We start from the raw sequence: 24,504 nt of genomic DNA on the forward strand, positions 1-24,504 counted from the left end.
CCACGACCACGGGAGTTGCCGCGGCCAACCGCCGCCCGCCCCCGAAGAGCCCCCGCCGCCGGGCCGCGCCGCGCCCCCACCGGCCCCGCCCGGCCCCGTACGGCATCGCCTCGCGCCGCGCCCGCCACCGGCCGCCCCCTGCCGCCCGACCCTTCCCCGCGCTCGTTCCCGTCCCAGGAGGCCGCCCGTGCCCGAACACGTGATGATCGTCCATCGCTGGACCGACCGCTACGCCGACTACGCCGCCTACCTCGACCACACAGCCCACCGCGTCAGCTACCTCACCACCGAACGGGCCGCCCGCCACCTGCCCGCCGAACAGGCCGCCGGAGTACGGCTGGTGGACAGCACGGAGAACGCCAAGGCGGTACGCGAGGCGGTCGACGCGCTGGTCGAACGGCTCGGACCGCCGACCCGGATCGTCGCCCTCCAGGAGACGGACCTCGACCTGGCGGCCGATCTGCGCGGCGAGTTCGACCTGCCCGGCCAGCGCGCCGCGGACCTGCTGCCGCTGCGCGACAAACTGCTCATGGCACAGCGGCTCGCGGCATCCGGGGTCGCGGTGCCGGCGACCGCCGCGGCGCCCGGCCCCGAGGCCGTGGCCGCCTTCGCCGCCCGGCACGGCTGGCCGGTGCTGGTCAAACCCCGCCGCGGCACCGCCAGCGCGGGCATCACCCGCCTCGACTCGGCCGAGCGGCTCCGGACATACGCCTTCCCACGCGACACCGACCTGCTCGTCCAGGAGTGGCGGCCCGATCAGGTCCTGCACGTCGACGGTGTCTTCACCGGAGAGCGACTCGGCCCCTGGCGGGCATCGCGCTACCTCAACACCTGCCTGGAGTTCACCGCCGGCACCGCCCTCGGCTCCGTCGAGATCGACGACGGTGAACTCCTCGCCCGTATCGGGGAGATCACCACCGCCGCCGTCGGCGCGCTGTTCACCGGGCCCTCGGTCTTCCACCTGGAGCTCTTCCACAGTGACTGCGGCGCGCTGACCGTCCTGGAGATCGGCGCCCGGCCCGGCGGCGCCGAAGTGCCCTTCATCTGGCGCGAGGTACACGGCATCGACCTGATGGCCGCGGCCTTCGCCCACCAGGCGGGCACCCCGGACCCCACCGCCCGCTCCCTCGCCGGGCCCGCAGAGGTGGCGGGCTGGCTGCTGGTGCCGCCGTCCGTGCCGCCGCCCTGCCGGGTGCGCACGGCCGCGTCGCCCCCGGCGGACGGGCCGCACGACGGACCGTACGCACAAGTCCTCCCGGAACCCGGCGCGTTGCTGACCGGCGGCGGATACGAGCACTCCGGAGCAAGGTTCCGCTTCCGGGGCCGCAGCAGCGCGGAGGTCACCGCCGCCGTACGGCGCACGATGCGGGACGCGGCGCTGGAGTGCGAACCCGTGGACCCGCGGGCACCCGGCCGGCTCGTCGTGGTCGGCTGCGGCAATCCGCCCTACCGCGAGTACGCGCTCGACACCGTCGCCCGGCGGGTGACCACCGCCCTCGTCCAGCGCACCGGCATCGACTGGCAACGGCCCTATGTGGCCGACCGGTTCCGCATCGCGGACACCTCCGACACCGACGCCACCACCCGCGCCGTCGCCGCGCTACTGGCCGGCCACCACGGCCCCGGAGCCGTACTGACCTGGGACGAAACGCTCCTGGAGACCACCGCCGAGGTCGCCCGCCGCCTGGGGCTGCCGCATCTGGGCCCCGAGGCCGCGCGCCGCTGCCGCGACAAGCTGGCCACCCGCCGGCTGCTCGCCGCCGCCGGTGTGCCCTCGGCCGGCTTCCGGCATGTGCACACCCGCGAGGAGGCCCTGGCCGCGGCGGAGGCGCTCGGGCTGCCGGTCGTGGTCAAGCCCCGCGCCCTGGCCGGCAGCATCGGCGTCACCCTCGCCGAAGACCCCGGACAGGTCTCCCACGCCTTCGACCAGGCACTTACCGCCTCCTTCCCCGGCATCCGCGCACCGGCCGGCGCGATCGTGGAGGAGTATCTGTCCGGGCCCGAGATCAGCGTGGACTGCGCGGTGTCCGACGGCGCCGTACGGATCCTGAACGTGGCGCACAAACGGCTGGGGTTCACCCCGCACTTCGAGGAGATCGGCCATCTCGTCGCCCCCTGGCGCGAGGCGCCCTGGGCCGACGAGGTGCAGTCCGTCGTCACCGACGCCCACACCGCCCTCGGCATCCGCACCGGCATCACCCACACCGAGCTGCGCCGCACGCCCACCGGCCCGCGCATCGTCGAGGTCAACGGCCGGCTCGGCGGGGACTTCATCCCGCTGCTGGGCACCCTCGCCACCGGAGTCGACCAGGTCGCGGCCGCCGCCGACCTCGCCCTCGGCCGCACCCCGCACCTCACCCCCGTCCGCGACCGCTGCGCGGAGGTCCGCTTCGTCTACCCCGAGCGCGACGGCACCGTGCGGTCCCTCGACCTGACCGCCGCCGCGGACGTCCCCGGCATCGTCGCAGCCGTCCCGCTCGCCGCGCCCGGCACCGAACTGCTGCTGCCGCCCCGGGGAATCGTGCCGCGGCTCGCCGCGCTGGTGGCCGTCGGCGACAGCCCGCAGGAGTGCGCCACCGCGCTCGTCCGCGCCCAGCGCGCCGTACGGCACACCCTCACCCCGCTCCCCTGAACTTCACCCGCCGACGAAGGAAAGCCACACCCATGACCTGGATCCTCGGTGTCAACGCACCGCCCACCGGCTGGCACGACAGCGCCGCCTGCCTGATCAACGGCGACGGCGAGATCATCGCCTTCACCGAGGAGGAGCGCTGCAACCGGCACCGCCACTCCCTCTACCGCAAACCCCTCGGCGCCGCCCGCTTCTGCCTGGCCCAGGCCGGTATCTCCGCCGCCGACATCGATGTGGTCGCCCTCGGCTGGGACAGCGAACAGCTCTACCCCCGCCGCTTCACGAGCGACGCCGACTTCCTCGCCTACGCCGTCGGCCTGGACTTCGGCGCACGCACCCCCGAAGTCGTCCGCGTCCCCCACCACCAGGCACACGCCGCCTCCTCCTTCTACGCCTCGCCCTTCACCAAGGCCGGGGTACTGGTCATCGACGGCCACGGCGAGAACGAGTCCTCCACCATCTGGACGTACGAGGACGGCGCCGAGCCCCGCCTGGAGCGCACCTGGCAGCGCACCGCCTCGCTCGGCTACGCCTATGACGCCGCCTCCACCTGGCTCGGCTTCTCCTTCCTCAACGCCGGCAAGACGATGGGCCTGGCCGCCTACGGACGCGCCGCACAGCTGGAGACCGAACCCCTCGTGGACCTCGCGGCCGATGACTTCCGCCTCGCCGTCGAGCCGCTGGCGGAGAGCCGGGGGAGCGCCACCGCCGACGAGATCAAGGAGCAGTACGAGACCGTCGTCGGGCGGTGGCGGGAGCGCTACACGAAGATCGCCGGGGCTCCGGGCCCGACCGCACCCGAGGAGCGCCTCACCGAGGACCCCCGCGCGATCCTCGTCGCCTACACCGCGCAGCGCCTCATCGAGCAGACCGTGACCCATCTCGCCGCGCTGACGCGCAAGGCGGCCGGGACCGAGGAGCTGTGCCTGAGCGGCGGCGTCGCGCTCAACTGCAGCACCAACGGCACCCTGCCCGGCCCGCTGTACGTACCGCCGGTGCCGCATGACGCGGGGGTCGCCCTGGGGGCGGCCTGGAGCGTGCGGCCGCCCAGGAGGCGGGAAGGGGCGCTGAGTCCCTATCTGGGCGGGGAGGTGGGGGCCCCTGATCGCCTCAACGGGCGGGGAGGCGCGGATATTTCGGGGCTGGTGCGCGCGGAGCTGGACATCGACGAGCTGGCCGGGCTGCTGCTGGACGGGCGGGTCGGTGCGGTGGCTCAGGGGCGGGCCGAGGTGGGGCCGCGGGCGCTGTGCCGGCGCTCCATCATCGCCGTGCCGGACACCACGGACGTCAACACCCGGGTCAACACCATCAAGAACCGTGAGCAGTGGCGGCCCTTCGCCGGCGTCACCCGGCCCGACTACGGCGCCGAACTGTGGGAGCAGCAGGAGTACTTGAGCCTCTACATGCTCGGCGCCGCCAAGGCCACCGCCCTCGGCCGGCAGGTCGCGCCCGGCGTCGTCCACGTCGACGGCACCACCCGGCCGCAGGTGCTGCACGGCGACGAGGCCCCGGCCGTCGGCGCCGCACTGGACGCCCTGCAGCGGCACGGCGCGCCCCCCGTCCTGCTCAACACCTCCTTCAACGACAAGGGCGAGCCCATCGTCAACACCGCCGCCGACGCGCTGGCCGCGTTCCGCGCGATGGACCTGGACTTCCTGGTGCTCGGCGACGAGCTCTACCGCAAACCGAACCGGACCGGAGGTGCGCGCTGATGCCGGCCGGCCTGCCGGAGACCGCCCGCTTCCGGGCGTTCGGCCCGCGCCACATCGACGACATCGCCCGGCGCCACGGGCTGCCCGACGACATCCGCGAGACGGTGCGCAGGGTGTCGCTGGTACTGCCCTTCCGCGTCAACCAATACGTCCTGTCCCAGCTCATCGACTGGGACCGGGTCCCCGAGGACCCGATGTTCCAGCTGACCTTCCCCCAGCGCGGCATGCTGACCACGGCCGACGAGGACCAACTGGCCAAGCTGTCCGCCGACCCCGCCGACAAACCGCTGCTGCGGGAGGCCGTGGCGGAGATCCGCGGCCGCCTCAACCCGCACCCCTCCGGCCAGCAGCAGCTCAACGTCCCCAGCCGGGACGGCGTGCAGCTGCCCGGCCTCCAGCACAAATACCGCGAGACGGTGCTCTACTTCCCCGGGCAGGGCCAGACCTGCCACGCCTACTGCACCTACTGCTTCCGCTGGGCGCAGTTCATCGGCGACGCCGATCTGCGCTTCGCCGCCCCCGACCCCGGCGGGCTGATCGACTACCTGGGCCAGCACCCCGAAGTGCAGGACGTCCTGGTCACCGGCGGCGACCCGATGGTGATGTCCACCGAGCGGCTGCGCGGCCACCTGGAGCCGCTGCTGGGCGTCGCCTCGGTCCGTACGATCCGGATCGGCACCAAGTCCGTCGCCTACTGGCCGCAGCGCTTTGTCACCGACCCCGACGCCGACGACGTCCTGCGGCTGTTCGAGCAGGTGGTGGCCTCCGGGCGGCAGCTCGCGGTGATGGCGCACTTCAGCCATCCGCGCGAGGTGGCCACCGATCTCGCGCAGCGGGCACTGGCCCGCATCCGTGCCACCGGCGCGGTCGTCTACTGCCAGGCGCCGCTGATCGCGCACGTCAACGACGACGCCCGGGTGTGGAGCGAGCTGTGGCGGGCGGAGCTGGCGGCCGGGGCGGTGCCGTACTACCTGTTCGTGGAGCGGGACACCGGGCCCCACGACTACTTCAAGGTGCCGCTGGCCCGCGCCGTGGAGATCTACGCCGAGGCGTACCGCACCCTGCCCGGCCTGGCCCGTACCGTGCGCGGCCCGGTGATGTCGGCGACGCCCGGCAAGGTCGTGGTCGACGGGGTCGAGGAGACCCCCGAAGGAGCGTTCTTCCGGCTGCGGATGCTCCAGGCCCGCCGGCCGTCGCTGGTGGGCAGGCCGTTCCGGGCCCGCTACTCGGCCCATGCCGCCTGGCTCGACGAACTGGAGCCGGACCCCGCCACCCCGCCCGACCTCGCGGCGGCACTGCGCGGCACCGCCCCCGCCGCGACCACCCCGGTGCCCGACCGCGCACCCCGCGGCCACCGCACGCAAAGGACCTCGCCATGACCGCCGTGACTGTTGCCCCGCCCTCCCCGAACCTGGCCCTCAACCAGCTGGTCGACCGGCGCCGCGCGGAGGGGGCGTCACTGGTCCATCTCGCGTTCGGCGAGGCCCGGTTGCCGGTCCTGCCGCAACTGGCCGAGCAGCTGGCGCTGGGTGCGGCGCGCGCCGCCTACGGGCCGGTGGCCGGCGCCGAGGGCGTACGCGACGCGGTGGCCGGCTACTTCACCCGCCGCCGGCTGCCCACCGAGGCCGACCGGGTGATCGTCGCACCGGGCAGCAAGCCCCTCCTGATGGCGCTGCAGCTCGTCATCCCCGGCGATGTGCTGCTGCCCCGCCCCGCCTGGAACACCTACGCACCGCAGGCGGTCTACGCGGGCAAGAAGGTCTACGGGGTACCGATCCCCGCGGACTGCGGCGGCGTCCCCGAACCGGGCGCGCTGCGCGAGACGATCCACCGGGCCAGGGCGTCCGGCGCCGACCCCCGGCTGCTCGTCCTGACCCTCCCCGACAACCCCACGGGGACCCTCGCGCCGCCCGCGCTGGTCCGCGAACTGTGCGCGCTCGCCCGGTCCGAGGACCTGCTGATCATCTCCGACGAGATCTACCGCGACATCGTCCACGACCCCGAGTCCACGCCCTTCCTCAGCCCCGCCGAGGCCGCCCCCGAGCGCACCGTCGTCACCAGCGGACTGTCCAAGACGCTGGGGCTCGGCGGCTGGCGGATCGGGGTGGCCCGCTTCCCCGCGGGCGACACCGGCGCGCTGCTGCGCGACGCCGTGGTCGCGGCCGCCAGCGAACTGTGGTCCACCCTCGCCGGGCCGATGCAGCAGGTCGCCCAGTACGCCTACGCCGAGCCGCCGGAGATCACCGAGCGGATGCGGGCGAGCGCCCGGCTGCACGGCGCGGTGGCCCGCGCGGTGCACCGCATCGCCCTCGAAGCGGGCGCCGTCTGCCGACGGCCCGCCGGCGGGTTCTACGTCTACCCGGACTTCGCACCGCTGCGCGACCCCCTGGCCGCACAAGGCGTCAAGGACTCGGCCTCGCTCGCCGCCCGGCTCCTGGACGACTCCGGGATCGTCGTACTCGCCGGCCACCTGCTCGGCGACGACCCGCACGCCCTGCGCTTCAAGGCCGCCACCAGCCTGCTGTACGGCGACGAAGACCAGCAGCACCAGGCGCTGCGCGCCGAGGACCCCACCCGCCTGCCGCACCTCGCCGGCGAACTCTCCAGGATCGCCGAGGGCTTCGCCCGCCTGAAGGGAGCACGATGAAGGAGCTGCCCCCCACCCCCGCAGCCTTCGCCGAGATCGCCGCCGCGACGGACCGGCTGCTGACCGGCCTCGCGGGACTCGGCGACCAGGACGTCGCCGGCCCGTCCCACCTCCCGGGCTGGACCCGGGGACACGTCCTTTGCCACCTCGCGCGCCAGGCCCCCGCACTGGAACGGCTGCTGGAGTGGGCACGTACGGGCGTCGAGACCCCGCAGTACGCGAGCCGCCGGGCCCGTGACGCCGAGATCGAAGCGGGCGCCCACCGGCCGGCCGCGACCCTGCTGGCGGACGTCCGGGCGCGCGCGGCGCACTTCCAGCGCACCGTCGAGCAGCTGCCCGCGCCCGCATGGCGGGCCACCGTCCGGCCCTTCACCGGTGAACTCTGCACCCCCGGGCGGATATTGGTGATCCGGATCCGCGAACTCGAACTGCACCACGTCGACCTGGACATCGGATACGGCTTCGCCGACATCCCCGAGACGGCGCGGCAGATCATCCTCGACGACGTACTCGGCTACTACGCCGCCGCCGAGGGCGTACCGGACTGTGTGCTGAGCGACCCCGAAGGCGGGCTGCTCGGCCAGTTCGGCACGGGCGGCCCGGTCGTCTCCGGCCCGCCCGCCGACATCCTCGCCTGGCTGGCCGGGCGCTCCACCGGCACCGCACTCCACTCGACGGCGGAGCTGCCCGCACTGCCTGCGTGGCTCTGACCTGCGCCCCACCCCGAAAGGAAAAGTGAACGGATATGGCAGTCACCGTCGAACCGGAACGGTTCGGCCTCGGTTCGGTCCACAGCGGTCTGCTGGACTGCATCCAGGCCAACCTGGCGGTGCTCGCGGACCATCACCACGGCCCCGGAGCGCACCTCCGGCTCGGCGCGCCGCTGGGCTTTCGCTGCTGGGAGGGGACGAACGGGCTGCCGACGGTCGACCCGCCGCTGCCGGAAGCGCTGGCCGCGGCGCCGGCTCTCCTGGGGCTGCGGGTGGTACGGCAGGAACGCCTGGACCGTGGCGGCATGTTCGCGGCGATCCGCGCCGCCGGCACGGCCCGCTATGTCGTCGCGGACTCCTTCCAGCTGCCCTGGCTCCCCTACCACCGCCAGGCCCACATGGAGCACAGCTTCCTGCTCGCCGCGGGGCCCGACGGCTGGCACGTCACGGACGCGTACCGCAGCGAGACCGCATGGGGAACGGCGGCGCCCGGCCACTGGGTGCTGTCCGCGGAGGACCTGGCGGGCATCGAGTCGGCCGAGGTCATCGAGCTGGCACCGGACGGCGTCCGCCCGGTCGCCGAGCCGCCGCCGGCCCACACCGTGGACGAGGCCGCGGTGAGCGCGTACCTCGGCGCGTACGACGCCTGCGCCGACCGGGCCCGAGCCGTCGAACAGCTCACCGTCGAGACCTGGCTGCTGGCGCGGGCCCGCAGGCTGCACGCGGCCCACCGCGCGCGGTTCGCCGGGCGGAGCGAGCCGACCGACGCCGAGCGCGCGCAGCTGACGCGCTGGGACAAGGTGGTCGAGCAGACCTACCTCGCCCACCGCCGGGTGTCCCGGGGCCGCGCCGAGCCGCCCGGGATCGTCGACCGCCTGCGGGAGGCCCTCGCCGCCGACCGGACGGTCTTCGGTGCCGCGCCCGCCGCCCTCGCCGCGTCCGGCCCGCCCGACGAGGCGCTGCGGCACCGCGTGGCCGCCGTGGCCGCGGCGGTGCTCGGCGTCGACGGAGCCGTCCTCCTCGACGGCGCCGCGTTCGACTCCTTCGCCTCGTTCAGCTCCTTCCGGCTGGTCGAGATCATCGAGCGGCTGGAGGGCGAACTGAACCGGGAGTTCGACGCCGACGAGCTCGTCCCGGAGAACCTCCGCCGGGTCGACGACCTGTGCCGCATCGCCCGCTGACCCCTTCCGCACCCCAGAAAGGCCGCCCCGTGGACGCCCGATTCACCGCACTGCTGCGCCCCTTCCTCAAGCACGCCGGCCCCGGCGACACCGTCCTCGCCCCCGACGCCGACCTGCGCAAGCTCGGCGTCGACTCCATGCAGGCCATCGAGCTGCTCTTCGCGATCGAGGACACCTTCGGGATCTCGCTGCCGGACGACGAGCTCAACGACGCCACCTTCGCGACCGCCGGCAGCCTGTGGCGAGTGATCTCCGCACAGCTTCCCGACGGCAGCGCCGACGGCACCGACGGCCGGGAGACCTCATGAACACCGGCGCCCCGAGCACCCCGCCCCTCGATCTGACGTCCCGTCTGGCCGAGGTCGCCGAGGTCACCGAGGAGCATCTGGCGCACACCGACCGGGCCGCGGAGTTCCCCGCGGACGCGCTCGCCGCACTGCGCCGCACCGGGCTGCTCGGCCTGCTGGTCCCCGCCGAGTACGGCGGACTCGGCGGCACCGTACGGGATCTGGTGACCGCCGCGCAGACGCTCGGCCGCAGCGATATGTCGGTGGGAATGATCTTCGCGATGCACTGCCAGCAGACCGCGGCGCTGGTCGGCCACGGCGGCGAGCTGCTGTGCAAGGAGCTGCTGCCGCGGATCGCGGCCGGGGAGATCTACCTGGCCTCCGTCACCACGGAGGCCGGAAAGGGCGGCCACCTGCTCAGCGCCCAGGCCCAACTCGCCGACGACGACGGTTACTTGGCGATCGACCGGTTCGCCCCCATCGTCACCGGCGGCGACCGTGCCGACGGATTCCTGATCACCATGCGCAGCCCCGGAGCCGACGCCACCACGCACGAGGTGTCGCTGGTGTACGCCCACCGCGACCAGCTCGACATCACCGCGTCCGGGGACTGGCAGCCCATGGGGATGCGCGCCAGCCACAGCCTCGCGCTGAACCTGACCGGCCGCGTACCCGACCGCCAAGTGGTCGGCGAACACGGTGCGTTCCACCGCATCGCCACCGAGGTCTTCGGCCCGCTGGCGCATCTGGGCTGGTCGGCGGTGTGGCTCGGCACGGCGGCGGGGGCGCTGTCACGGGTACTGCGGCTGCTGCGCAGCCCGGCCGGCCGGGCCCGCTTCGACATGGGCTCGGAGCTGCTGCTCACCCGGATCTCCCGGTCGCGGCAGCGCCTGGACACCGTGCACGCCCTGCTGCAGCAGACCCTCCGTACGGTGGAATCCGGCGCGGACCTCTCCGTCCCGGCGCGTCAGCTCCAGCTCAACGCACTGAAGATCACCGCCGCCGAGGAGTGCCTCGCGGCGGTCGACGGCCTGATCACCGCGCTCGGGCTGCGGCACGGCTACCTCCAGGACTCGCCCACCCGGCTCGAACTGGCCCTGCGGGACCTGCGCTCCGCGCCGCTGAACTACAGCAACGACCGGCTGCACCTCGCGGACGGCCGGCTGGCGCTGCGCGACCAGGGAGTGAGCTTTGCCTGAGACCGGCCACGACACGCTCGACGCCCTGCCGCGCACCGCGAACGGCGCCCAGGTGTGGGCCGCGCTCGGCCGGGCGGGCCTGATCGGCCGGGCCTACCGGGACGGCGCGGCCGGAGCGGGCATCGACCCGGCGGGACTCGACGGCCTGCTCACCGCCGTGGACGCCCGCTTCTCGATCGCCGCCACCCTCTCCGTCAGCGTCCAGCTGGCCACCGCACTGCCCGTCCTCGCGGCGGGCAACGCCCCGGTGGCGCAGCGGGCGCTGGAGCGTACGCTCACCGGACGGGCGACCCTGGCGCTGGCGGCCACCGACGTCACCGCGGGCACCGACCTCACCGCGCTGCGCACCCGGGTGCGGATCGAGGACGACGCCCTGGAGCTGTCCGGGGAGAAGCACTGGATCGCCAACACCACCACCGCCGAGTCCTTCCTCGTCCTCGCCCGGCACCGCCCCGGGCGGCACTTCACCCACTTCACCTGGGTGCTGGTGCCCGCCGACGCCCCGGGCGTCAGCGTGCGCCCCGCGGACAGCGCGCTCTTCGCCGACTCGGGCGTCGGCCATCTCACCCTCGACGGCGTCCGCCTCGGCCGGGAGCATGTGCTGGGCCGGACCGGCTTCGGACTGCCGCTGTTCGCCCGGCACATCGCCGCCGAACGGCTCGCCGGCGCACAGTGGGGCGTCGCCCTGTGCCGCCGCGTCCTCGCGGACACCCATCGCCATCTGACCGGCCGCGCACACGGCGACGGCACCCTGTGGGACCTGGACGTGGTGCGGCAGCGCTTCGCGGCCTGCCTGCTGCGGGTGCGGGAACTGCGGGCCCTGGTCGCGGAGTGCGAGGACGCGGTGGCCGTGCACCACGACGCGACGGCCGCCGCCACGCTCAAGGCGGCCGCCGGCTCGGCCGTCAACCACGTGCTGACGGAGTGCGGACAGCTGTGGGGCGCGGCCGGCTTCGCCACCGGCGGGATCCAGGAAGTACGCGCCCAGGCCGCGCTGTTCGGCATCGGCGGCGGCGCGAACGAGGTGGTCCTGGGCACCCTCGCGGACGCCGCCGAGAGCGTACTGGCCGGCCTCGTCCGGCCGGGTGCCCTGCCGTGACGGCACCGATCGAGGTGGCGGACCGGGTCTGGGTGACCACCGCCGCGGACCGCCCGGCGTCCAGCACCCACCGCGACGATCTGCGCCGGGCGGCGGCGATGCCCGGGTGGCGCGCCCAGGAGTTCCTCACCGGCCGCGCACTGCTGCGGCAGCTGCTCGCCGCCGTACGGCCGGCCCTGGCCGGTGCGGACATCGTCGCGGACCGGCGCGGCAAGCCCTGGCTGCGCGGGCACCCCGGTATCGGCATCAGCGTCTCGCACAGCGACGGCGCGCTGGCCGCCGGAGTCGCCGTCGGGCGCGCCCTCGGCGTGGACCTCCAGCGCCCCGGCGCCCGCGTCAGCGCGTCGTTCGCCCGCCGGCTGCTCGGCGCGCACGCCGAGCGGATCGCCGGGCTGCCGCCGGCGCGGGCCGCCGAGGAGGTGGCCTGGGTGTGGACCGCCCAGGAGGCCTGCGTCAAGGCCACCGGCACCGGGCTCGCCGGCCGCCCGTGGACCATCGGCATCCCACCGGGCGCCCGCTCCGGCCGCTGGCGCGACCACCGCTGGATCGCCCTGCGCGAGCACTCCACCACCCCCCTCAGCTGCGCATTCCCCCTGGCCGAGACCCTCAGGAAAGGCGAACGGTGAGCATCCCCGCACCGCGGCACACCCTCTACGACTGGTTCGCGGCCTCCGCCGCCGCCCATCCGGACCACCCGGCGCTGGAGATCGGCGCCACCGAGCTGACCTACGCCGCACTGACCGGCCTGGCCGACGCCCTCGCGGCCCGCCTCATCCGGCACCTGGACGGGCGGCCGCCGCACCGGGTGGGGCTGCTGGCGGGCCGCACCGTCGTCGCCTACGCCGGCTACCTCGCCATCCAGCGCCTCGGCGCCACGGCCGTCCCGCTCGGCCCCTCCTTCCCCGCCGAGCGCAACGCCGGGATCGTCCGCGCGGCCCGGCTCGACGCCGTACTGACCGACGGCACCGCCGAACACCCCGCCCCCCGGCCCGGCGCCCCGGTACTCGCCCTCACCGACCCCGAGCTGCTCCGCCTGACCGCCCCGCCGCTGCCCGACATCCGCACCGCCCGCCCCGACGACCTCGCCTACCTCCTGTTCACCTCGGGTTCGACCGGCACCCCCAAGGGCGTCCCCGTCCAGCACCGGAACATCTGCGCCTACCTCACCCACGTCGTCCCGCGCTGCGGGGCCAGCCCCGGCGCCCGCCTCTCGCAGACCTTCGACCTCACCTTCGACCCCTCGGTCCACGACATGTTCACCGCCTGGGGGAGCGGCGCCACCCTCGTCGTGCCGACCCGGGACGACCTCCTGGCGCCGGTCCGCTTCGTCAACCGGCGCGCCCTCACGCACTGGAACTCCGTACCCTCGGTGATCTCGCTCGCCCAGCGGTTCCGCGCCCTGCGGCCGGGCAGCATGCCGACCCTGCGCAGCAGCATGTTCTGCGGCGAGCCGCTGACCCTCCAGCAGGCCGGTGCCTGGCAACGGGCCGCTCCGCAGAGCCGGCTGGAGAACGCCTACGGCCCCACCGAGCTCACCGTCACCTGCGCCTCCTACCGCCTTCCCGGGGATCCCGCCGACTGGCCGGCGCCCGCCAACGGCACCGTCCCGATCGGCACCCTCTACCCGGGCCTCGAACTCCTCCTGCACGAGGGCGAGTTGTGCGTTCGCGGGCCGCAGCGCTTCCCCGGCTACCTCGATCCGGCGAACAACACCGGCCGCTTCCTGGCACCCGACGGCACCCCGTACGACCCCGCCACCGCGCTGACCGGCGACCACTGGTACCGCACCGGCGACCGCGTCCGCCCGCTGCCCGCGCCCGGCGACCCGGCCGGCGGTCCGCCGCTGGTGCACCTCGGGCGCGGCGACCAGCAGGTCCAGGTGCACGGCTACCGCGTCGAACTCGGCGAGGTCGAGGCGGCGCTGCGCGCCCTGCCCGGCGTCCTGGACGCGGCCGTGCTGCCCCGGGCCACCCCAGGAGGCCTCGAACTCACCGCCGCCTACACCGGCACACCGGGCACCGAGGACGATCTGCGCACCGCGCTGCGCGGCCGGCTGCCCGCCTACATGGTGCCGGCCCATCTCACCGCGCTGGCCGTCCTCCCCCTCAACGGCAACGGCAAGGTCGACCGGGCCGCGCTCGGTGACCTCCTCGGCCCGTCGTGACGCGGGGCGCAACAGCCGTCACTGCCAGGCGTTTTGCGAAACGTGACATTGTACGCTGGCACTCCGCGTCAACCCGGAGGCCCCGATGGGTGAACTCAAGCACCGCAGCCTGATCACCGCTCAGGAGCGGCTGCGCGACCAGGTCGCCCATCAGCTGCGCGCCGCGCTGATAGCGGGGGAGCTCCGCCCGGGTTCGGTCTACTCGGCCCCGGGCCTCGCCGCGGACTTCGGGGTCTCGGCCACACCGGTACGCGAGGCGATGCTCGACCTGGCGCGCGAGGGTCTGGTCGAGCCGGTGCGGAACAAGGGTTTCCGGATCACCGAGGTCAGCGAGCGCGACCTCGACCAGTACACCGAGATCCGGGCGCTGATCGAGGTCCCGGTCGTCGGGCGGATCACCCGCACCGCCACCCGCGAGCAGCTGGCCGCGCTGCGCCCGATCGCGCTGGAGATCGTCGCCGCCGCCCGCGCGCACGACCTCATCGGCTATCTGGAGGCCGACCGCCGCTTCCACCTCGAACTGCTGGGCCTGAGCGGCAACGACCGCCTCGTCGAGACGGTCGGCGAGCTGCGCAAGCGCTCCCGGCTCTACGGCCTCACCCGCCTCGACGAGAGCGATCAGCTGCTGCCCTCCGCGCAGGAGCATGTGGAGCTGCTCGACGTGATGCTGTCGGGCGACGCCGCGGCGGCCGAGGCCTGTATGGCCCGTCATCTCGGCCATGTCCGCTCCCTGTGGGCACAGGGCCGCGAGGAGCCGCGGGCGGTGCCGCGGCCGGAGCGCACGCGGGCCGCACACCAGGGCTGACGGGGCGTCAGTCCTCCGGCAGATCGAGCCGCCGGGTCGTCCCCGGCACGATGCTGAACGACCGCTCCCGCAGCCGCACCCGCACCGCCGCCAGCTCGGACTCCGGCACCGCGATCCGCACCTGCTCGGCGCGGATCCGCAGGTCGACGTCCCAGTGGCGGCGGTAGCGGATGCGGACGGCGAACTTCGACAGCTCCGGCAGCGGGGCCGGGTCGAGCCACAGGGCCTGGTCGCGGGTCTCCAGGCCGGTCAGACCGCGCTGGACCAGGTCCAGGGTGCCGGCCATCGCACCCAGGTGGATGCCCTCGGCGGTGCTGCCGCCGTGGAGGTCCGCGACGTCCCCGGTCAGCGCCTCCTCGCAGTACGTCCAGGCGTCGGGCCGGTGCACACGGGCCAGGACCCAGGCGTGGACCAGGGCGCTGAGGGTGGAGCCGTGGCTGGTGCGGTGCAGGTAGTAGTCGACGGTGGCGTGCCAGGTGTCGTCGTCGAGGGGGTAGCCGAGGCGGCGGAACACCGAGCCGAGTTCGGACGGGGAGAAGAGGTACCCGAGCATCAGCACATCGGCCTGTTTGGAGGCCTGGTAGTGGTTGACGGTGTCGCCCTCGGCCTCCAGGATCCGGTCCAGCCGGCGGATGTCGCCGTACCGCTGCCGGTAGCCGTCCCAGTCGAGCTCCGCCAGCTCCTCGTAACCGGCGAACTGGCTGATCACGCCCTGGTGGTAGGGCACATGGAGCAGCCGCGCGATGTCCGCCCAGCGCTCCGGCTCGTCCGGGGTGAGCTGGATCCGTTCGTAGAGCTGCCGCTGATGCGCCTCGGGGAGGGACCGGCACAGGTCCAGGGCGCGCATCAGGACCCAGGCCGCGGTGACATTGGTGTAGGCGTTGTCGTCGACGCCCGGTTCGGCGGCCCCCGGATAGCCGTCGTGGTACTCGTCGGGGCCGACCACGCCCCGGATGCGGTACCGGCCGAGGTCGTTGTCCCAGGTCGCGGCGGCGGCCCAGAACCGGGCGATCTGCAGCAGCATCTCCGCGCCCTTGGTGTGCAGGAACTCCGTGTCGCCGCTGGCCTGGGCGTACTGCCAGACGTTGTAGGCGATCGCCGAACCGACGTGGTGCTGAAGGCGGGAGTGATCGGGCAGCCAGCGGCCGGAGCGCGGGTTGAGATGCAGCTGCTGGGTCTCCTCCCGGCCGTCGCCGGCGCTCTGCCACGGGTACATCGCCCCCGCCCGGCCCGCCTCCTGCGCGGCGCGGCAGGCGGCGGGCAGCCGCCGGTAGCGGTACTCCAGCAGCGCCCGGGAGACCTGGGGGAGGTGCAGGTTCAAGAACGGCAGCACGAACAGCTCGTCCCAGAAGACGTGCCCGCGGTACGCCTCGCCGTGCAGGCCCCGCGCCGGCACCCCGACGTCCAGCTCCGCGGTGTGCGGCGAGAGGGTCTGCAGCACATGGAAGAGGTGCAGACGCAGGATCCGGCCCGCCTCCCCGGGCACCTCCAGCCTCGCCTGCCGCCACAGGTCCTCCCAGGCACGCCGGTGCGCGGCCATCAGCTGCCGGAAGTGCGGGGCCCGCACCACACAGTCGACGGCCGCGTGCCGCGGGCTCTCGATCGCCGGGTCACGGGAGGTGTACAGCGCCACCGTCTTGTCGACGACGACGGTCGACCCGGAGGTGACGGGCAGCGTCAGCGTCTGGAAGGCCCGCAGCACGGTGAGCCGGGTGCGCGGCGCCGCGCCCCGCCCGGGCGTGGCCCTGATCCGCGCGGCCAGCGCGATCACGATGTCCGAGTCGACCGTGCGGCAGCTCAGCCACACCGTGTCGGCCCGCTCGGCGCCCGTCTCCCACCCCCTCAGATGCTGGTCGGCCAGCCCGCGGTAGCGCTCGACGCCGGCGTTGCGGACCGCACCGTCGAGGGCCGACTCCACCTCCACCTCGCCCGCCCAGCCCTCGGCCGTGAACGAGGTGCGCACCGCGGCCAGATGGGGTTCGCCCATGTGGACCAGGCGGCGCTGCTCCACGCGCAGGCGCCGGCCGGCCTCGTCCTCGTAGACCGACCAGCGGATCAGCGTGCCGTGCCGCAGGTCCAGGGTCTGCCGGTGCTCCGTCAGCTGCGGGTGGCCGGGGGAGAGCCAGGGCCCGGCGGGTGCGTCGGCGGGGCAGATCCGGTAGCGCAGCGGCAGCCAGTTGGGCAGGTTGACCATGTCCTCGTTCTCGACGGGGTGGCCCGCGACGGTGGACGTGAGCCGGTTGTAGCAGCCGGCCGCATAGGTGCCCGGGTAGTGCGCGGGCCCCGAGAGCACCTCGCCGGCCGCGCCCCGGGTGACGAAGTAGCCGTTGCCCAGCGCGCACAGCGTCTCGCGCAGCCGTTCCGCGCCCGCGTCGTACCCCTCGTACGACCAGGTCCACGCGTTGCCGCCGCTGGGCATCACTCCTCCCCGCAGATCAGCAGCTCGCCGGGGTCGGTGACGACCACATCGGCGCCACGGCGGCGCAGCGCGGCCGCGCCGGCCGGTCCGCCCGCCCGGTGCACGCCCACCACCAGCCCGAACCCGCCGCGCCGGCCGGCCTCCACACCGACCAGGGCGTCCTCCACCACGGCGGTGTCCTCGGGCCGCACACCGAGGCGGCGCGCCGCTTCCACGAAGAGCGCCGGATCCGGCTTGCCCGGCAACCGGAGCCGGCTCGCCTCCTCGCCGTCCACCACGGCCGCGAACAGCGCCAGCAGCCCGGCCGCCGACAGCAGCTCGGTCGCATGCCGGGACGCCGAGACCGCGGCACACGGCAGGCGCTCGTGCCGCAGCGCGTGCAGCAGCCGTACGGTGCCCGGCCACACCGCGATACCGCCGGCCCGCAGCCGCGCGCCGAACAGCTCGTCCTTGCGGGCCGCGACGGCCCGTACGGTGTCCGTGCCCGGCGCGTCGTCGGGATCGCCGAGCGGCAGCTCAAGGCCCCGGGACGCCAGGAACGAGGCCGCGCCGTCCTGCCGCGCCCGCCCGTCGACGAACCGCAGATAGTCCTCCACCGGGTCGAAGGGGCGCTCGCCCGCGGCCGCCAGACAGGGGTCGAAGGCGCCCTTCCACGCCGCGGCATGGACGTGTGCGGAGTCGGTGATGACCCCGTCGGTGTCGAAGACCACGGCCCGCAGCGAGTGCAGACACGTGGCCAGGGACGGCGCACCGGTCATGGTGACGGTTCCGTTCGTCGGTGTGTCCCTTCCATGGCACCACGGCCGACGGCCCGGGGCGCGGCACGGCCGGACCTGGCATGTGCACCGACGCGGGGTGACGATGGAGAACACGGGCAGGAAGGCGGTGGCGGCGATGGAGCGGTCCCTGGTCGTGGGCGTCGACGGTTCGGACTCCGCGCTGCGGGCGCTCGACTGGGCGACGGACGAGGCGGCGCTGCACGGGCTCCCGCTCCAGGTGGTCCACGCCTCCGCCTGGGAGCGCTTCGAGGGAACGGCGCAGGGCCCGGAACGCCCCGTCGAGCAGGTCATCGCGGAGGGCATCGCCGGATCCGCCGCCGAACAGGCCCGCTGCCGCAACCCGGACATCGCGGTCGCCGCGGAGGTGGTGGCCGACGACGCGGTCACCGCCCTGCTGCGGGCGTGCCACTACGCCTCGGCGCTGGTCCTGGGCTCCCGGGGGCGCGGCGAGATCGCCGGTCTGCTGCTCGGATCGGTCGGACTGGCGGTGGCCGCGCGGGCCCGGTGCCCGGTGATCGTGGTGCGCGGAGACGCGGCCGGGGTGGCCGGCACGCACCGGTGTGTGCTCCTCGGCGTCGGCGATGCGGAGAAGGGCTCGGAGGCGGTGCGCTTCGCCTTCCAGGAGGCCGAGGCCCGCCGCTGCCCGCTGAAGGCGGTACGCGCCTGGCGCTGCCCCGCGCACGAGCGGACCGAGGCGCCGCTGCTCGCCGGACAGGCCCAGAGCTACCACGAGCGGCAGGCGGCGGCACAGCTCGACGCCGCCCTGGCCGAGGCGGCCGGCGCGCATCCGGACGTCAAGGTGCGCCGCACCACCGTCGAGGGGCCCACGCACAAGGTGCTGGTGCACCGCGCCGCCGCCGCGGACCTGCTGGTCGTCGGCGCGGGGCACCGCCACGGCCACTTCGGGCTGCCGCTCGGCCGGGTGGTGCACACCGCGCTGTGCCACGCCGCCTGCCCCGTCGCGGTCGTGCCGCAGCGCCTGTGACCCTCAGGTGTGCAGGCCGAACGGGGCCAGCATCTCGCGCTCGGTGCGCCGCCGTACCTTGTCCGTCAGGACGGACAGCCGGTGCGAGACCACCGCCCGTACGGGCTGCGGCGACCGGATGCGCCGGGCCGTCGCGGGCAGCTCCATGAGGTCGTCGGCGACCCGCCGCCGGGCGTCCTCCAGCCGGGCCCGCGGGGTGCGGCGCCGGCCCCCGCTCATCAGCGTCTCCAGCAGCGGCGTACTGTCCGCCGGGGCCGTCTCGTCGGCCAGCCCGATCACATCGAGGCAACCGGGGCGGCGGAAGACCTGTTTGCGCCCCGGGGCGGTGACCTTCGCCGCCGACAGCTTCATCACGGGCCGGCCGTCGTAGGCGACGAGCTTGTACGCGGAATCGAGGTAGGGGGCGTCGGCGCTCACCCCGACCTTGGTGCCCACCGCGTAGACGTCGATCGGCGCTCCCGAGGCCGTCAGGTCGTGCACCGCGAATTCGTCCAGACCGCCGCTGGCGACGATCCGTACCTGCGGCAGGCCCGCGTTGTCGAGCATCGCCCGTGCCCGGCGGGACAGTTGTGCCAGGTCACCGCTGTCCAGACGGATCGCCGAGCCGTCCCCGCGGCCTAGCGCCGCCAGTACCCGGGCCGCCGCCGCGACCCCGGAGGCGGTGTCGTAGGTGTCCACCAGGAGCGTCACCGGCCCCGGATGGCACAGCGCGAACGCGGTGAACGCCGCCTCCTCGTTCTCGAACGCCTCGACGTACGAGTGCGCCATCGTCCCGACCGCGGGCAGGTCCTCGGCGTGCGCCGCCGCGACATTGCTGGTGCCCGCGAAACCGGCCATGGCACCCAGCCGGGCGACCTGGTGCGCGACCGCCGTGCCGTGGGTGCGCCGCAGCGAGAAGTCCACGACGGGGTGCCCGCGCGCGGCGAGCACACAGCGCACGCACTTGGACGCGATCGCCGTCTGGTGGCTGAGCTGGTTCAGCACGAACGACTCGACGAGCTGCGCCTGGGGGAGCGGCGCGGTGATCTCCAGCAGGGGCTCCCCGGCCAGCACCACCCGCCCCTCCGGCACGGCCCGGACCTCGCCGGTGAAGCGCAGACCCAGCAGCGGCGCCAGGTCCCGCGCCGGCCGTTGCAGCGTCTCGGCGAACACCTCGACGTCCTCGCGTCCCACATGGAACGCGGCGAGGTAGTCGAGGACCGACTCGGCGCCCGCGGCGATCAGGAAGCCCCGCTCCGGCGGCAGTTCCCGCACGAAGCAGCTGAAGGTCGCCGGTTGTTCCATGCCCTCGCGCAGATACGACAGGGCCATGGTCACCTCGTACAGGTCGGTGATCGTCGCATCCGACATCGCCGACTCCTTCCACGACCGCGACGCCGCCGGTCACGGCCCCCGGCTCACGCCATCGCATCCGTCCAGCCGTAGGCGACACGGTTCTCCCGCCGCGGCGGCGCGGCTCCGGCGCCTTCGATCTCCTCGTCCGCCAGCCGCAGCAGCTGCCCGGCGAGGTCCCGCATGGCGCGCCCGGCCGCGATCTCGTCCCCGATCTCCGGGATGTTCCGGTCGTCGGGGCTGCACCGGGCCGTGCCGCGCCCGGTGAAGGTGGTGGTCGTGGTGCGGAGCACCACCTGCGCCGTGGTCGTGCCGTCCTCCTCGACGAGGGAGAGACGGACGGGCCATTCCACTGCGTTCGCCATGGCTCACCCCAGCTTCCTCTGTGGGCCCCTGTCGTCATCATCCGCCTTCTCACTCGTGCGGCACCACCGCCACCGGGCACGGAGCGTGATGGATCGCCGCCTGGACGACATGGCCGATCCGCGCCGCGGGCAGCACCCGCCGGTGCCGGCGCCCCACGACCACCAGCGCCGCGCCGGTCGTGTCGCGCAGCAGCGCCGGCGCCGCGCTCTCCATCTCCACCCGCGCGTCCACCCGCAGGTCCGGGTACTTCTCCCGCCAGGGCCGCAGCGCCCGGTCCAGCTCGTCCCGGGCCAGCGCCGCCGCTTCCTCGGCGGCGTACGGCTCCACGCCGCCCCCGCGGTTGTACGCGAACGACGGCAGATGTCTGCCGTGCACGGCGCGCAGGGTGACACCGCGTCGCACGGCGCTGTCGAAGGCGAAGGCGAGCACTTCCCCGCACGGCTTGTGCAGGCCGACCCCGACCACCACCGGACCCTCCCGCCCGGCCGCCGAGCCGTCCTGCTGGGCGCGTACCAGCACCGCGGGGGAATCCGTGTGCGCCACCAGCTTCACACCGAGCTCGCCCAGGACGTAGCGCGTCATCGGGCCCAGGTCCCGCGAGCCGAGGACCAGCAGGTCGGAGTGGTCGGCGGCCTCCTTGAGGGCATCGAAGGGGTCCGCGGCCACCAGGTCCTGGTCCACCGCCAGGTCCGGGCAGCGGCCGCGGGCGGCCGCCGCGGCCTCGTCCAGCATCCGGTGGGCCCAGTAGTTCTGATCGTCTTTGGCGAGGGGGCGGGACTCCTTCTCGGGGGCGAGCAGCACCCAGGCGTGCAGCAGCCGCAGCCGCGCCTGCCGCAGCCGTGCCTCCTGCGCCGCCCACAGGACGGCGGACAAGGACTCCGGCGTACCGTCCACGCCGACGGTGATGACATCCTTCATCGCCTCGCTCCTCTCCTGCGGCGGCAGTGGCCGGCCCGGTCGTCCGCCGCCACACCTCCAGCGTCCGCCCGGGGCCGCTCCGCGCGCACGGCGACGCCGTCACACCCGGCCGTGCGCCTTCTGGGCGCGCCGGGACAGCGAGTCGATGACCACCGCGACCAGCAGCACCCCGCCCGTGATCATGAACTGGGCGGCGGTCTGGATGCCCATCAGCGCCACCCCGGAGGCGATCGACTGGATGACCAGCACACCGAGCAGCGCGGACCAGGTCCGGCCCCGGCCGCCGAAGAGGCTGGTGCCGCCGATGACCGCGGCCGCGATGGCGTCCATCAGCAGAATTCCCGTCCCCGAGGTCTGGGTGGCCGAGGTGACGCGTGAGGCCAGGAACAGCCCGCCGATCGCGGCCATCGTGCCCGACACCATGAACACCGAGATCCGCACCCGATCCACATTGAGGCCGGTGCGCCGGGCGGCCTCCACGCTGCCGCCCAGCGCGAAGATCATCCGTCCGTAGCGGGTACGGCGCAGTACGTGGTCGAGACCGACGAGGAAGACGAGGAAGATCAGCAGGGCCAGCGGCAGGCCCTGGTACTGGTTGAGCACCCAGGCCGCGGCCAGGGAGACCGCCGCCAGCACACCGGTGCGCACCGCGATCTCGCCGAGCGGCCTGGCCGGCACCCCGGCGGCCCTGCGACGCCGTACGTCCAGGTACGAGGCGAGGAAGTACCCGGCGGTGCCGATCACCGCCACGCCGTACGCGGCGGCCACGTTGGTGAAGTAGAAGCTGGTCAGCATGGCGACCAGGCCCCGGTCGTCGAGGTTGATGGTGCCGCTGTAGCCCAGGACGTAGAGCATCAGCCCGTTCCAGCCCAGCAGGCCCGCGAGGGTCACCACGAACGCGGGCACCCCGACCTTGGCGAAGAAGAACCCCTGGACGGCCCCGATCACCGTGCCGGCCAGCACCGCGAACAGCAGGGCGAACGGTTCCGGCACGCCGTGCTGCACGTTCAGCACCGCGAACGCGGCCGCGGCCAGACCGCTCACCGAGCCGACGGACAGATCGATCTCACCGAGCAGCAGCACGAAGACGACGCCGGTCGAGATCATCCCGATGCCGACGATGTCCACGCTCAGGTTGGACAGATTGCGCGGTGAGAGGAAGTTCGCGTTGAGGCTCTGGAAGATGATCCACACCACGAGCAGCCCGAGGACGACGGGGACCGAGCCGAGCTCACCGGCGTGGAACCGGCGCCGCAGGATCTGCAGCGGGTTCTGCCCGCCGTGCCCCTTGGGGGGCCCGCCGCCGTGACCCTTAGGCGGCCCGCCGTCGGGGCGGGCCGGCCGGATACCGCGCAGCGCCGCCGTCCACGGCCGGCTCACCGGTCCCCCTCCCATCCCTGCGCCTTGCGCCGCGTCACCGCGTTGTCGGTGGCCCCGGTGATGGAGGAGATGATCTGCTCGTGGGAGGTCGTGCCCACATCGAAGAAGCCGTTGTTACGGCCGAGCCGCAGCACCGCGATCCAGTCCGCGACGGCCTTCACGTCCCCCAGGTTGTGGCTGATCAGCAGCACCCCGAGACGCCGCTCGCGGAGCTGCTCGACCAGGTCGAGGACCTGCGCGGTCTGCTCGATGCCCAGCGACGCGGTGGGCTCGTCGAGCAGGACGAGCCGCGGCTCGCCGAGCATCGAGCGGGAGATCGCGACGGTCTGCCGCTGGCCCCCGGACAGCGAGGCGACCGGCAGCCGGACGTCGGGCATCCGGATGGCGAGCGCGTCGAGCAGCTCCAGGGTGCGGCGCTCCATCTCCACCTCGTCGAGGATCCCGGCCCGGTGGATCTCCCGGCCGAGGAAGACATTGCCGACCACATCGAGGTTGTCGCACAGTGCGAGGTCCTGGAAGACGGTGGCGATGCCCAGGTCCTGGGCCTCGTGGGGGCGGGTGATGCGGACCGGGCGGCCCTCCCACTCGACGGTTCCGGCATCGGCCGGGTCGACCCCGGAGATCACCTTGATGAGTGTGGACTTGCCCGCCCCGTTGTCCCCGACCAGCGCGACCACCTGCCCGGCACGCACGTCCAGTTCGACATCGGCCAGCGCCTGGACCGCGCCGTACCGCTTGAAGACTCCGCGCAGCGCCAGCAGCGGTGGTGCCGTCATGGGGAACCTGCCTTACCTGGTGAGCCCGGCCTTGGCGCAGGCGGACGCGTACTTGGGAGTGCAGATCTGGTCGATCGTGTACATCCCGTTCTTGACCACGGTCTCCTTGATGTTCTTCACGGTCACCGGAATGGGGGTGAGCAGCACCGCCGGAATGCCGCGCGCGGTGGGGCTGTTGACGTGGTGCGTGGTGATGCCTTTCAGGCTCTTGCCGCGGGCCAGCGCGACGGCCATGGTGGCGGCGGTGTCGGCCTCGGGTGCGTAGGGCTTGAGCACGGTCATGATCTGCTCGCCCGCGACGATCCGCTGGATCGCGTCGAGCTGGGCGTCCTGCCCGGTGATCGGGGGCAGCGGAGAGACCTTCGCGGCCTTGAGGGCGGCGATGATGCCGGTGGCGAGGCCGTCGTTGGCGGAGTAGACGCCGTCGATGTGGTCGGCGCCGAGGGCCGAGATGGCGGCGGACATATTGGCGTTCGCGGCCTCCTGGCGCCAGCCGGCGGTGTCGTACGCCTTGCCGATGTGCACCTTGCCCCGCAGGACGGACAGCGCGCCCTCCTCGAACCAGGCCGAGTTGGGGTCGGTGGCCGCGCCGTTCATCATGACGATCTGGCTGTTGCGGGCCTTGTCGCCGAGTGCCCGCAGCAGCGCGTCGGCCTGGAGGCGGCCTACCTTCGCGCCGTCGAAGGAGACATACGCGGAGATGGGCCCTTCCGCGAGGCGGTCGTAGGCGACCACATGGACGCCGGACCGGCGGGCGTGCTCGACCGGGGCGCGCAGAGACCGGGAGTCGACCGCGTCGAGGACCAGGACATCCGCCCGCTTGGTGATCATCGCGTCCATCTGGGCCTGCTGGGTGGCGATGTCGTGCTCCGCGCTGACGATGTCCACCTTGCACTCGGGGCACAGCTGGTGGATCTTCTTCGCCATCAGGGGCTTGTCGAAGTGGTAGAAGCGCCAGTGGTTGTCCGGGAGCAGCACACCGATCCGCGGCGGCCCATCGGGCCCGGACCCGGGATGCCGGTGCACCTCACCGGCCTCGCCGCAGGCCGCCGGCCCGGCCATCAGGCACAGCCCGGCCAGGATCGCCGCGGTCCCGCGCAGACGGGGATTCAT

At 73.9% G+C, this 24,504-nt stretch carries 21 protein-coding genes; 13 read left to right on the plus strand and 8 right to left on the minus strand.

Translation table 11 applies throughout. The features are described from left to right. Window positions 1-187: 187 nt before the first annotated feature. From ACWD6P_RS17185 to ACWD6P_RS17240, 12 genes are all read left to right on the plus strand, one after another. Window positions 188-2,632, plus strand: coding sequence for an ATP-grasp domain-containing protein (locus tag ACWD6P_RS17185; protein ID WP_451444920.1), 2,445 nt, complete (start codon window positions 188-190; stop codon window positions 2,630-2,632). Between the two features lie 32 nt (window positions 2,633-2,664). After that, window positions 2,665-4,344, plus strand: coding sequence for a carbamoyltransferase C-terminal domain-containing protein (locus ACWD6P_RS17190; RefSeq protein ID WP_451444921.1), 1,680 nt, complete (start codon window positions 2,665-2,667; stop codon window positions 4,342-4,344). Beyond that, a complete protein-coding gene (locus ACWD6P_RS17195) occupies window positions 4,344-5,723 on the plus strand; it encodes a KamA family radical SAM protein (RefSeq protein WP_451444922.1) in 1,380 nt (459 codons plus the stop codon). The genes ACWD6P_RS17190 and ACWD6P_RS17195 overlap by 1 nt, the downstream gene beginning before the upstream one ends. Continuing rightward, window positions 5,720-6,991 (plus strand): pyridoxal phosphate-dependent aminotransferase, encoded by a 1,272-nt coding sequence (locus ACWD6P_RS17200; protein WP_451444923.1) that lies wholly within the window; start codon window positions 5,720-5,722, stop codon window positions 6,989-6,991. The genes ACWD6P_RS17195 and ACWD6P_RS17200 overlap by 4 nt, the downstream gene beginning before the upstream one ends. Next, window positions 6,988-7,701 carry a maleylpyruvate isomerase family mycothiol-dependent enzyme gene (locus ACWD6P_RS17205; protein WP_451444924.1) on the plus strand — a complete coding sequence of 238 codons (714 nt, stop codon included), beginning with the start codon at window positions 6,988-6,990 and terminating at the stop codon, window positions 7,699-7,701. The genes ACWD6P_RS17200 and ACWD6P_RS17205 overlap by 4 nt, the downstream gene beginning before the upstream one ends. A gap of 35 nt (window positions 7,702-7,736) precedes the next feature. Then, complete coding sequence (locus ACWD6P_RS17210; RefSeq protein ID WP_451444925.1) at window positions 7,737-8,882, plus strand: hypothetical protein; 1,146 nt, start codon at window positions 7,737-7,739, stop codon at window positions 8,880-8,882. A gap of 29 nt (window positions 8,883-8,911) precedes the next feature. Continuing rightward, window positions 8,912-9,190, plus strand: a complete 279-nt coding sequence (locus ACWD6P_RS17215; RefSeq protein ID WP_451444926.1) for a phosphopantetheine-binding protein — start codon at window positions 8,912-8,914, stop codon at window positions 9,188-9,190. Then, window positions 9,187-10,368 (plus strand): acyl-CoA dehydrogenase family protein, encoded by a 1,182-nt coding sequence (locus ACWD6P_RS17220; protein ID WP_451444927.1) that lies wholly within the window; start codon window positions 9,187-9,189, stop codon window positions 10,366-10,368. Before ACWD6P_RS17215 ends, ACWD6P_RS17220 begins: the two co-directional genes overlap by 4 nt. Next, window positions 10,361-11,467 (plus strand): acyl-CoA dehydrogenase family protein, encoded by a 1,107-nt coding sequence (locus tag ACWD6P_RS17225; protein WP_451444928.1) that lies wholly within the window; start codon window positions 10,361-10,363, stop codon window positions 11,465-11,467. Before ACWD6P_RS17220 ends, ACWD6P_RS17225 begins: the two co-directional genes overlap by 8 nt. Then, the gene (locus ACWD6P_RS17230; protein WP_451444929.1) at window positions 11,464-12,093 is read left to right on the plus strand and encodes a 4'-phosphopantetheinyl transferase family protein; all 630 of its coding nucleotides are present in this window, start codon (window positions 11,464-11,466) and stop codon (window positions 12,091-12,093) included. Before ACWD6P_RS17225 ends, ACWD6P_RS17230 begins: the two co-directional genes overlap by 4 nt. Continuing rightward, complete coding sequence (locus ACWD6P_RS17235) at window positions 12,090-13,631, plus strand: AMP-binding protein (protein WP_451444930.1); 1,542 nt, start codon at window positions 12,090-12,092, stop codon at window positions 13,629-13,631. The genes ACWD6P_RS17230 and ACWD6P_RS17235 overlap by 4 nt, the downstream gene beginning before the upstream one ends. Window positions 13,632-13,716: 85 nt before the next feature. Continuing rightward, complete coding sequence (locus tag ACWD6P_RS17240; RefSeq protein WP_451444931.1) at window positions 13,717-14,436, plus strand: GntR family transcriptional regulator; 720 nt, start codon at window positions 13,717-13,719, stop codon at window positions 14,434-14,436. Window positions 14,437-14,443: 7 nt separating this feature from the next. On the opposite strand, the gene ACWD6P_RS17245 is transcribed toward ACWD6P_RS17240, so the two are convergent. Further along, a complete protein-coding gene (locus tag ACWD6P_RS17245; RefSeq protein ID WP_451444932.1) occupies window positions 14,444-16,855 on the minus strand; it encodes a glycoside hydrolase family 65 protein in 2,412 nt (803 codons plus the stop codon). Then, on the minus strand, window positions 16,855-17,613 hold the full coding sequence (locus tag ACWD6P_RS17250) for an HAD family hydrolase (RefSeq protein WP_451444933.1): 759 nt from the start codon (window positions 17,611-17,613) through the stop codon (window positions 16,855-16,857). Before ACWD6P_RS17250 ends, ACWD6P_RS17245 begins: the two co-directional genes overlap by 1 nt. 103 nt (window positions 17,614-17,716) lie before the next feature. Between ACWD6P_RS17250 and ACWD6P_RS17255 the strand changes: the two genes are divergently transcribed. Continuing rightward, window positions 17,717-18,619 (plus strand): universal stress protein, encoded by a 903-nt coding sequence (locus tag ACWD6P_RS17255; RefSeq protein WP_451444946.1) that lies wholly within the window; start codon window positions 17,717-17,719, stop codon window positions 18,617-18,619. Window positions 18,620-18,622: 3 nt separating this feature from the next. Here the strand turns inward: ACWD6P_RS17255 and ACWD6P_RS17260 are convergent, their stop codons facing one another. From ACWD6P_RS17260 to ACWD6P_RS17285, 6 genes are all read right to left on the minus strand, one after another. Further along, window positions 18,623-19,969: a nicotinate phosphoribosyltransferase gene (locus tag ACWD6P_RS17260; RefSeq protein WP_451444934.1), complete on the minus strand. Its 1,347-nt coding sequence runs from the start codon at window positions 19,967-19,969 to the stop codon at window positions 18,623-18,625. A gap of 47 nt (window positions 19,970-20,016) precedes the next feature. Continuing rightward, window positions 20,017-20,316, minus strand: coding sequence for a dsRBD fold-containing protein (locus ACWD6P_RS17265; protein ID WP_451444935.1), 300 nt, complete (start codon window positions 20,314-20,316; stop codon window positions 20,017-20,019). A gap of 49 nt (window positions 20,317-20,365) precedes the next feature. Further along, the gene (locus ACWD6P_RS17270) at window positions 20,366-21,235 is read right to left on the minus strand and encodes a universal stress protein (RefSeq protein WP_451444936.1); all 870 of its coding nucleotides are present in this window, start codon (window positions 21,233-21,235) and stop codon (window positions 20,366-20,368) included. Between the two features lie 99 nt (window positions 21,236-21,334). After that, window positions 21,335-22,630: a sugar ABC transporter permease gene (locus tag ACWD6P_RS17275; RefSeq protein ID WP_451444937.1), complete on the minus strand. Its 1,296-nt coding sequence runs from the start codon at window positions 22,628-22,630 to the stop codon at window positions 21,335-21,337. After that, window positions 22,612-23,391 carry an ATP-binding cassette domain-containing protein gene (locus ACWD6P_RS17280; protein WP_451444938.1) on the minus strand — a complete coding sequence of 260 codons (780 nt, stop codon included), beginning with the start codon at window positions 23,389-23,391 and terminating at the stop codon, window positions 22,612-22,614. The genes ACWD6P_RS17275 and ACWD6P_RS17280 overlap by 19 nt, the downstream gene beginning before the upstream one ends. Window positions 23,392-23,403: 12 nt before the next feature. Then, window positions 23,404-24,504 carry a sugar ABC transporter substrate-binding protein gene (locus tag ACWD6P_RS17285; RefSeq protein WP_451444939.1) on the minus strand — a complete coding sequence of 367 codons (1,101 nt, stop codon included), beginning with the start codon at window positions 24,502-24,504 and terminating at the stop codon, window positions 23,404-23,406.

Source organism: Streptomyces sp. NPDC002446 (assembly GCF_053595675.1).